12 protein-coding genes are annotated in these 8,389 nt (G+C 61.0%); 6 read left to right on the top strand and 6 right to left on the bottom strand.

All coding sequences use genetic code 11. The features are described 5' to 3' along the window. Position 1: 1 nt before the first annotated feature. The 6 genes from NKJ20_RS29455 to NKJ20_RS29480 all read right to left on the bottom strand — a co-directional run bounded on the left by NKJ20_RS29455 (position 2) and on the right by NKJ20_RS29480 (position 5,978). A complete protein-coding gene (locus tag NKJ20_RS29455; protein ID WP_352748886.1) occupies positions 2 to 976 on the bottom strand; it encodes an ABC transporter permease in 975 nt (324 codons plus the stop codon). A gap of 35 nt (positions 977 to 1,011) precedes the next feature. Then, complete coding sequence (locus NKJ20_RS29460) at positions 1,012 to 2,073, bottom strand: substrate-binding domain-containing protein (protein WP_352745722.1); 1,062 nt, start codon at positions 2,071 to 2,073, stop codon at positions 1,012 to 1,014. A gap of 60 nt (positions 2,074 to 2,133) precedes the next feature. Continuing rightward, complete coding sequence (locus NKJ20_RS29465) at positions 2,134 to 3,195, bottom strand: substrate-binding domain-containing protein (RefSeq protein WP_352748889.1); 1,062 nt, start codon at positions 3,193 to 3,195, stop codon at positions 2,134 to 2,136. Then, positions 3,189 to 4,487 (bottom strand): M20 family metallopeptidase, encoded by a 1,299-nt coding sequence (locus tag NKJ20_RS29470; RefSeq protein ID WP_352745728.1) that lies wholly within the window; start codon positions 4,485 to 4,487, stop codon positions 3,189 to 3,191. The genes NKJ20_RS29465 and NKJ20_RS29470 overlap by 7 nt, the downstream gene beginning before the upstream one ends. Further along, the gene (locus NKJ20_RS29475) at positions 4,484 to 5,698 is read right to left on the bottom strand and encodes an ROK family transcriptional regulator (RefSeq protein ID WP_352748891.1); all 1,215 of its coding nucleotides are present in this window, start codon (positions 5,696 to 5,698) and stop codon (positions 4,484 to 4,486) included. Before NKJ20_RS29475 ends, NKJ20_RS29470 begins: the two co-directional genes overlap by 4 nt. Before the next feature lie 136 nt (positions 5,699 to 5,834). Continuing rightward, on the bottom strand, positions 5,835 to 5,978 hold the full coding sequence (locus tag NKJ20_RS29480) for a DUF6894 family protein (RefSeq protein WP_352745734.1): 144 nt from the start codon (positions 5,976 to 5,978) through the stop codon (positions 5,835 to 5,837). Between the two features lie 161 nt (positions 5,979 to 6,139). On the opposite strand from NKJ20_RS29480, the gene NKJ20_RS29485 reads away from it, so the two are divergent. The 6 genes from NKJ20_RS29485 (at position 6,140) to NKJ20_RS29510 (ending at position 8,085) form a co-directional block, all read left to right on the top strand. Continuing rightward, positions 6,140 to 6,400, top strand: coding sequence for a hypothetical protein (locus tag NKJ20_RS29485; protein ID WP_352745736.1), 261 nt, complete (start codon positions 6,140 to 6,142; stop codon positions 6,398 to 6,400). Positions 6,401 to 6,451: 51 nt separating this feature from the next. Further along, positions 6,452 to 6,859 (top strand): DUF982 domain-containing protein, encoded by a 408-nt coding sequence (locus NKJ20_RS29490; RefSeq protein ID WP_352748895.1) that lies wholly within the window; start codon positions 6,452 to 6,454, stop codon positions 6,857 to 6,859. A gap of 111 nt (positions 6,860 to 6,970) precedes the next feature. Next, complete coding sequence (locus tag NKJ20_RS29495; RefSeq protein WP_352745739.1) at positions 6,971 to 7,198, top strand: hypothetical protein; 228 nt, start codon at positions 6,971 to 6,973, stop codon at positions 7,196 to 7,198. Between the two features lie 143 nt (positions 7,199 to 7,341). Beyond that, the gene (locus tag NKJ20_RS29500; RefSeq protein WP_352745742.1) at positions 7,342 to 7,578 is read left to right on the top strand and encodes a hypothetical protein; all 237 of its coding nucleotides are present in this window, start codon (positions 7,342 to 7,344) and stop codon (positions 7,576 to 7,578) included. A 41-nt stretch (positions 7,579 to 7,619) separates the two neighbouring features. Continuing rightward, the gene (locus tag NKJ20_RS29505; protein WP_352745745.1) at positions 7,620 to 7,916 is read left to right on the top strand and encodes a hypothetical protein; all 297 of its coding nucleotides are present in this window, start codon (positions 7,620 to 7,622) and stop codon (positions 7,914 to 7,916) included. Positions 7,917 to 7,923: 7 nt separating this feature from the next. After that, positions 7,924 to 8,085 (top strand): DUF982 domain-containing protein, encoded by a 162-nt coding sequence (locus tag NKJ20_RS29510; RefSeq protein WP_502901455.1) that lies wholly within the window; start codon positions 7,924 to 7,926, stop codon positions 8,083 to 8,085. Positions 8,086 to 8,389: the final 304 nt, after the last annotated feature.

Here is an 8,389-nt window from a genome sequence, read left to right on the forward strand (position 1 = left end):
TTCAACGGGACTTTTCGCGCAGCGATACGGCGACGGCCGCAAGAATGATCAAGCCACGCACGATCATCTGGTCGGAGACGGACAGGCCCATCAGGATGAGGCCGTTGTTCAGCATGCCCATCATCAGCGAGCCGACCAGCGCACCGACAATCGATCCCTTGCCGCCGTTGAGCAGGGTTCCGCCGACAATGACGGCAGCTATCACCGTCATAAGGTCGGTTTCGCCGAGCGTATATTTCGCAGCCTGCAGCCGGCCGGCATAGAGCAGCCCGGCAAGGCCGGCGAGCCCGCCGCTTATGGTCAGAACGGCAAGCCTTATCTGCGCCACGCTGATGCCGGAAACACTGGCGGCACGGCTGTTGTCGCCGGTGGCCAGCACATGGGCGCCGAAGCGCGTCTCGCGAAAGATGAGATGCGCGATCGCAACGGCAATTGCCGTCCACCAGATCAAGGACGGGACACCCAGCAAAGAACCCGAGCCGAAGAAACCGGTGAAGGCGTCGTTGGTGACCGGGATCGACCGCAAATCGGTCATCGAGCGAGATACGCCGGCAAACAGCCCGAGCGTCGCCAGCGTTACCAGGAATGAAGGCAACTTGACGTAAGCCACGAGGGCGCCGTTGAGCAGGCCGATCAGAAGGCCGGCGCCGAGGCCGGCCAGCACCCCAGCCAACAAGCCGTAGGCGTTTATCGCCACCGCGGCTGCAAGGGCTGCCACGGCCACGATCGAACCTATCGAAAGATCAATCTCGCCCGCCGACATGACAAAGACAAGGCCGATCGCCATGATCGTCACGGGTGCCGTCTGCAGCACGATGTTCGACAGGTTGCGGACCGTCAGAAAACCGCTGTCCTTCAGTACGATCGCGAAGAACAGAAAGATCGCCAGAAATCCGAGATAGACGACATATTGCTGCAGGTTGAAGCGGCTGACCAAGCTTGCTGCCCGGCCGGGGCTGGTGTTGATACTCGACATTCTCACTTCCTCCGGCGGGCCGCCATTGTCTGCCGCTATTTCATGACGGCCGCGATGGTCGCGGGCACGTCCTTGTTGAGGGACCGCTTCCACCCGTCCTTGACAGTGTCCTTGGTGACGGCGAGGGAATCGACCACGATGAACGGCGCGGCTTTCTTGCCGATCAACGAGGCGGCCGTGGCGCGCGCCAGCGTCACGCCGATGTCGTAGGCTTCGTCTGCGATGAGTGCCGCAACGTTGCCGCCTTTCACCATGTCCAGTGCCGCCGGTTCGTTCAGGTCGAGCGTGACGATCTTGGTGTGGCTGTTGCCGGCCGCCCGCAATGTGGACAGCACGCTAAGCGCCGGCTCAGCCCAGGTAACGTAGATACCGTCGAGGTCCGGGTGCTGTGTGATCATCGCCTGCGCGATTTCCTCGCTGCGCGCGGGGTCGGCCATTCCGGCCTCGGCCACGATCTTCATGTCGGGATAGTCCTGCTCGATCGTGTGCTTGAATGCTCCGTCACGCTGGTTGGTGACGTAGAAATCGGCATCGTGAAAGATGTAGCCGACCTTGCCCTGCTTGCCGAGCGCGTCGGCCATTGCGATCCCGGCCTTGTTGCCCATCTGGAAAAGGTCGTCCGAAACGATGGTCACATAGTCCTTGTCGTGAACGTAGCCTGCCGGGGAATTGTCGACGAATCCCAATTTCACGCCGGCCTGGCGCGCAGGATCATATACGGTGGCCGCACTTGCGGGATCGACCGGTAGGGACAGTATAATAGAGGGCCTTTTGGCGAGTACTGTCTCGACGTCGGATTTCTGACGGGCCGCATCAAAGCCGGCGTCGGTCTGAGCGACGACCGTGATGCCGAGCCGCTTCAACTCGTCCTGGGCGCCGCTGTTCACCGCGTTGGTGTATTCGCTCATCTCATGCCAGACCAGCGCGGCGGTGTATTTGCCGTCCTTGATCTGCTGCTCCTCAGCTGGTGTGAGCACGACGCTCTTTGCCGGCGTCGGCTTTTCCCCGTTCGGTCCCGTGGTGGTGCCCTCGGCTGCGAAGGCGTTGGCGGCGACGAGTGCTACCAGTGCCGACAACATTCCAATTGCTATGCGCATGTCAGTTCCCCTTGTTTTTATGATGTCGGCGGCCCTGATTGGCCGCCGGGCATTGCCCTGTCATTTGGCCGCGTCGAGCACCGATTGCGGCGCGTCGCGGTTCAACGAATCCTTCCAGCCCTGCGCAACGTTCTGCTTGGTCACGGTAAGCGCCGGGGCAACGACGAAGGCCGGGGTCTCCTGGCCGAGCAGCGCCTTGACGCCGACAGCGGCCATGGCGCGACCGAGCTCATAGGCCTTGTCGGCCACCAGTGCGGTCACATTGCCGCCCTTGACCATATCGAGCGCCACCGGTTCGGCGAGGTCGAGCGTGACAATCTTGGTCTTGGTGTTTCCGCTTGCCCGCAAGGCCGACAGCACGCCGTCGGCCGGTTCGGCCCAGGTGACGTAGATGCCGTCAAGATCGGGATGCTGCACGAGCATCGCGCTGGCCAGCTCTTCTGCTCGCGCCGGATCCGAGATACCCTGCTCGGCGACGATCTTGATACCGGGATAATCCTTCTCGATCGTTGTCTTGAAAGCCTGGTCGCGCTGGTTCGTCACATAGTAACTGGCGTCGTGGAAGATGTAGCCGACCTTGCCCTTGCCATCGAGCGCCTTGGCCAGTGCATCGGCCGCCTGCTTGCCCATCTGGAACAGGTCGTCAGTGACGATGGCGGCATAGTCGGCTCCGTGCTTGTAGCCTTTCGGCAGATTCGAAAGGAATACCAGCTTGGTGCCGTCGGTGAGCGCCTGACGGAACGCCTCGGCCGAAGTGACCGGATCAAGGGGCAGTGACAGGATGACGTTTGGCCTCGCCGCGAGCGCAGTTTCGATGTCGCTGCGCTGGCGCGCGGCGTCAAAGCCCGCGTCGGTGGTGGCGACGATTTGAATGCCGGCACGGGCAAATTCATCCTTGGCACCGGCCGTGACCGCATTGGTGAAGTCGGAGGAGGTGTGCCACAGCAGTGCGGCCTTGTAGCCCTTCTCCTTTACTGCGGCCAGGTCTGCATCCGACAATCTAACCTCGGCGCTGGGTGTCGCCGTCTCGCCGCTTGGTCCAACTGTCTGTGCGCCGGCACCGCCGGCCACGAGCATCAGGCTGCCTGCAAGTGCTGTAGCAACAAGTCTGTCTATCAGCATGGTCTTTCTCCCATTTTCGCTCTCAGTTGTCCTTCATCCGTAACGCCGCAATACTCCACCATGAACCGGGCGAAGCCTACGACGCCGGCCAGATATTCCTCGACATCGACGTGTTCGTCGAAGGTGTGGCAGTTGCGAATGTCGCCTGGCGCGCAGTACACGGCGGGGATGCCGAGCCGGTTGGTGAAAAACGATGACTCTGACCAGAATGGCGCGCCTTCGATGGCGCCGCGACCAGCCATCGATCGGGCCATGGCGGCAGCAAGAGCGCCGACCTCCGGCCTGTCAGGTGCAATCTCGGCGGCGTTACCCCCGAGCGGATGATCGCGGCCGGCCGGATAGGCGAACGCCAACATGATTTCGGGATCGGCGATGGCGCCGCGCACCACTGCCTCGATTTCGGCGGCGGCCTCGTCCAGCGACTCGCCGGGTAACAGCTTGCGGATCAGCGACAACGTGCAGCGTTCGGGCACCGCGATGTAGCCGCCGCCCGCAAGGCCGGTGATCAGCAGGAAGCCACGCCCAATCAGCGGGTGCTCGGCTCTTGTTGCAACATCTTCCGAATGCTTCCACAGCGCGCTCATGACGGCGTGGCTTGCACGCAAGGCATCCTTGCCGAGTTCGGGTACGCCGAAATAGGCTGATCGTCCGGTGATGGTGATGTCGGTAATGAAGAAGCCAATTTGGGCCGGATAAACCGAAAGGCGGGTAGGCTCCACATAGACGACGAAATCGGGCGCCACGACTTCGCCTCTCTCGATGCGGCCGACGAAGTCCTTGATGCCGGCGGAGACGCCGGTTCCAGGCTGGCCGCTCTCCTCGTCGCCGACGAAGGCAAACGCAACGTCGCCGGCCAGTTGGATGTCGGCTGTGTCGAGCAGAGAGAGTGCCGACAGCGCGGAGCAGATGCCGGCCTTGAGGTCGCCGGCGCCGCGGCCCCAGATCTGCCCGTCGATCATTGGCGCGGCAAACGGATCCTGCTTGGCGGTGCCAGCCCAGTGCTCGCGCCAGCCCTCGACATGGACCGTATCGGTGTGGCCGATGAAGAGCAGCCGCTTGCCGGCGCCGGCACCTTTGCGCTCACCCCAGACGTTGGGCCGGCCGGGCGCGAATTCCGCACGCCGAATTTCGCTCAAGCCAAGCACGCGCATCCGGTCTTCAAGGAAGGCGACAAAGTTTTCTTCGTGACCGGTTATGCTTTCGCGGCCGATTGCCGCCTGCAGAAGCTCAACCGCTGCGTCGCAATCGAGGGCCGCGCGCAAGCGAGTGGTGATGTCCTTTGAGACAGTCATAGCGTGGCCTCGCGCAGCACGGCCGAACTGGCTGGGGGAAGCGAAATGCGTCCGTCGGGCGCGTCGACGCCGAACAGTGTGTTGTGCAACTGGCCGAGCCCGATCGCGGCAGCGCCGATGAGCGCTGCCCGCGACCCGAGTTCGCTCGCCTCAACGGCGATAGGGTAGGGGAAGCAGCGCGGCAGCAGGTCCCTAACGCGCAAAAGGATTTCCGGCCGCAGCCCGATCGAGCCGCCCAGGACGACCTTTTGCGGATTGGCAATTGCCGCTATGGCCACAATGCCTTGTGCGAGGTAGCGCGCGGTTTCGTCGAGTACCGTCGCGGCATGCCTGTCTCCAGCCGATGCACAGTGGAAAATCGTCGGCACGTTGACGATGTTGCCCGTCAGCGTTGCGTAGCGTTCAACCATGGCGTTGGTTGCGACCACGCGCTCGAAAGCGCCGGCGCGCAACGATGTCGGCGCGAAAGGATCGGCGCCAATCGGCAAAAAGCCCATCTCGCCGGCTGCATTGCTGGCGCCCCGCACCAGATTGCCTCCAACCATGAGGCCGCTGCCGATACCAGTACCCAGCGCTATGAAGGCGAGATTGTCGATACCGCGGCCGCACCCCTGCCAGTTCTCGCCGAGCACCGCCAGATTGACATCGTTCTCGATCATCACATGAAACCCGAATGCCTGCTCGAAAGCGCGGACGACATTCATCGTGCCAAAGCCGGCAACATTCGGGGCAAGCAGGACGCGGCCCGTCTTCTTGTCGGGTGCACCGGGAACACCAATCACCGCCAGCCTTATCTTTGTGCGCGAGATTCGGTGCCTCTCGGCCGCCTGAAGCGCTAGATCCACGATCTGGTCGACGATGAACTGTCCGCCCCGAGGATCGGTCGGCGCCGTTTCCTCCGCGAATATCTGGCAGGCAAGATCGGTGAGGGCGACCCGGACTTTGGCGCCGCCGAGGTCGACGGCCGCGATGTAGGCCGCGTCAAATACGAGTTCGTAAGTGACAGCCGTGCGTCCGACATGTCCGCTCGTGCGCCCTGTCTCCTGCACCCAGCCTTCCTGCTCGAGTGCCCTGACGATCTCGGAGATTGTCTGCTTGGACAAGCCGGTCTGCTTTGCGATCGAAGCGCGCGAGATCGGCCCACCTTGCACGATCGCCTCCATGACGGAGCGCTGGGAGAACTGACGAGAAATGCGCGGCAGGTCGTTCAACAGCAGCTCCGATTAATTCGTTCTGTGACCGAACTTAATAGTCATTTTCGACGGCCGTCAACTGGCCGCTCAGGCTCTTCACCGGCGGGCCGCCGACCCATATGCGAGGCCACGGGGTCATGCAGGAGGTTGATCGTCACCGCACCAATTGAGGCAGCTTATCTTTGGTGATTTCGACCAAGGCTCTTACCGCCTCTTGTTTTGCAGCTTCGAGGTCGGGCAGATCGGTGCCTTCGACGTTTGGGAAGACTTGCCCGGTATAAATGCGGGAAAGGTTCATCTTGCTTCACGATTGGCTATGCAGCCCCCGCCGCTCTAATGCACGCAGCCACTAAGGAGCGTGATCTGACGTCCAATGATGTCCGCGCATTTGGTTAAAGCGTACGCGGCCAGACTCATCGCCCTGATCCGCTTAGAGTTACTTCCGAAAGGAGTGCTCTCATGCTGCCATTGCCCCACGCCGTCGATCCAAAGGTAGTTGCTGAGATCAAAACTCTGCTAGCCCATCACGCCGGCGCGGTACCGGTCCCCGTTCACAAATTCGCGGCGGTTGTCCGGCTGCGCCTCAAAAGCCATCTTTCCATCGCGACTATCGAGGAGCTGATCGTGGACGAAGCCGAGTGTCGCCATCTGCCCATGCTGTTCGAACTGCCGGGAACGGAAGCGGCTTTAGTTTCATCCGCTCTGGGTCGTGCGACTTGAAGGTTAGGCGCTGCCCGTCTGGGAACGTAAGCGGGGCTAGCCAGAGGTCGTATGCCCACCGCCTTCAATGGCGCGCAGCGACTTTTCTGGCTGCTGTCGAGGAGGAGGGTATGCTTTTTCCTGATTAGCAGATTCCGTGGCTCTTCGCGCGAGCCAAAGTCGATCACCGGCTCAGAGATCCTTCCAAACATTCCCACCTCCCCTAACTATCCCTCAATGGCAACCCATTGGTTCGTCCCTCCGGTGTTCGTGAAGACTGAAACCGGCGACAGGCATGGCTGCAACAATGCGAGGGCAGCCCTTGAGCAGCTCAAGAGGTGGACCCGCAGAGGACCTCGCTGGCACAAGGCGGTGACCCTCTGTCTGTCAGACCTGGAGGGCGATCCGATTGACCCTCAGGTGGTGCGAAAGGCCTTTGAGGCTGCCGCAAAGGAAGCCAAGATGTATCTCTCCCCGTAGGAGGAGAAATTTCTCCCAAAGATTCAGTCCTTTATTCCTTCGAACATTGATTTTTCCGTGGAATGATCCATAAATTGCCACTTGGGTTCTCGCTGAGGTGGGAGGCCTCGTATGAACGTTTGGACGAACTGCCGACCCGACAAAGTGACTGCCAAACACCTTGTTCACGAGCTGATCCTACAAGCCCGTCGCGGCCAAATCATCTCCGTCAAAGACACTGTCGCAGCGGTGCGCCGAGACGGGCCACATCTGGCGGAAACTGACTGCGAGCTGGTGGAGCTTATTGTCAACGTTGCCCCAGCCTTTGGCCTGTTTGTCGGGTTCGATCTTCGCGAATAGCCGCATGGCAACCCATTGGTCAACCGTCTATGGGATCGAGAGGGGCACGGGAAACTTCGCGCGCGCACCCACCAAATTATTCGCATCCCCTTCGGAACCCTTTCGCAACGAAAGTGTTTCAGACCGAATGTGGGAACGACGTTATGCCGGCACGACCAACAGCAGCGACAGCCTTTCAACGGCTGATCAGCTCAGAAGATAATCGTCAGATGCTCCGCAACAGGCTTGGTCTCGAAGTCGACGAGAAACTGCCGGCGTCCCTTGCTGCATTGTTGCAGGAGCTTGAGCGGCGAGAGCAGGTCGAGGCTGATTGGAGCGCCATCACTTTGGCAGCGTGGGTTTTCTATGGCCTTCGACGAACCAGAAGGAACCTTCAGTGACCCTTATGGCCATGCTACGTAGGGGACGTGCCTTCCGGGGGATGATCAGTTCGGAAGGCTACTGCCGGAAGCTGCGCAGGCTCCTAAGGTTTGTGGGCGAACCAACTCTGACACCGACGCTTGCCGCACTGGCGCGGGAGCTTTCAGAAGAGTTTGAGCTGCGGAAGCAAGAATCGGCCGACGAAATTCCTCGCCCTACATTTCCGCTCATGGCAACCCATTGGTTCTCCCCTCCGGTCCTCGTCAAGACCGAGCGTCCCGGGATCATCCACCACGTCAACAACGCCGAGACGGCCGGCGAGGAGCTGACGAAGTGGACGAAGCGTGGCCCTTGGTGACCTCGCGGTGCGCGTTTGTATGGCCGCGATATTCGACGAGATGGAACCTGAGGAGGCTCGTAAGGCATTCCTGGCTGCTGCCGAGGAGGAGGGGACGTTACGGTCGCCTCTGACTAGAGCTGGTGATTGGAAAGTTTATCAAAACTCGCGACCGGTAGCTGGTTACTGAGGAAGTCCCCTCTAATTTCCACCCATGGCAACCCATTGGTTCTCCCCTCCGCTGTACGTCAAGACCGACCGATGTTGGGCCACCTACGGGTGCAACAATGTCGAGGGTGCCGCCGAGGAACTTATGAAGTGGACCAAGATAGTGGAGGAAGGGTGTGCAAGCGTAGAAGCCCTTCGGGACCGCGTGGAAGAGGTCCGTCAGGTTTTCGAGGCTGCTGCCTGTTTGGACCGGAGACATCGCGAACAGGTGTGCGAGGACATCGCGAACAGTTTTGCGCGTTTTGCGCGAGGGGGTTCGGGATGCC

Source organism: Mesorhizobium sp. M0185, assembly GCF_040322175.1.
Lineage (GTDB): Bacteria > Pseudomonadota > Alphaproteobacteria > Rhizobiales > Rhizobiaceae > Mesorhizobium.

Excerpts from the sequence above, each read along its gene's own strand:
- NKJ20_RS29470 (WP_352745728.1), bottom strand. The coding sequence starts at position 4,487 with ATGACTGTCTCAAAGGACATCACCACTCGCTTGCGCGCGGCCCTCGAT.
- NKJ20_RS29460 (WP_352745722.1), bottom strand. The coding sequence starts at position 2,073 with ATGCGCATAGCAATTGGAATGTTGTCGGCACTGGTAGCACTCGTCGCC.
- NKJ20_RS29465 (WP_352748889.1), bottom strand. The coding sequence starts at position 3,195 with ATGCTGATAGACAGACTTGTTGCTACAGCACTTGCAGGCAGCCTGATG.
- NKJ20_RS29505 (WP_352745745.1), top strand. The coding sequence starts at position 7,620 with ATGATCAGTTCGGAAGGCTACTGCCGGAAGCTGCGCAGGCTCCTAAGG.
- NKJ20_RS29500 (WP_352745742.1), top strand. The coding sequence starts at position 7,342 with ATGCCGGCACGACCAACAGCAGCGACAGCCTTTCAACGGCTGATCAGC.
- NKJ20_RS29480 (WP_352745734.1), bottom strand. The coding sequence starts at position 5,978 with ATGAACCTTTCCCGCATTTATACCGGGCAAGTCTTCCCAAACGTCGAA.
- NKJ20_RS29490 (WP_352748895.1), top strand. The coding sequence starts at position 6,452 with ATGCCCACCGCCTTCAATGGCGCGCAGCGACTTTTCTGGCTGCTGTCG.
- NKJ20_RS29485 (WP_352745736.1), top strand. The coding sequence starts at position 6,140 with ATGCTGCCATTGCCCCACGCCGTCGATCCAAAGGTAGTTGCTGAGATC.
- NKJ20_RS29495 (WP_352745739.1), top strand. The coding sequence starts at position 6,971 with ATGAACGTTTGGACGAACTGCCGACCCGACAAAGTGACTGCCAAACAC.
- NKJ20_RS29455 (WP_352748886.1), bottom strand. The coding sequence starts at position 976 with ATGTCGAGTATCAACACCAGCCCCGGCCGGGCAGCAAGCTTGGTCAGC.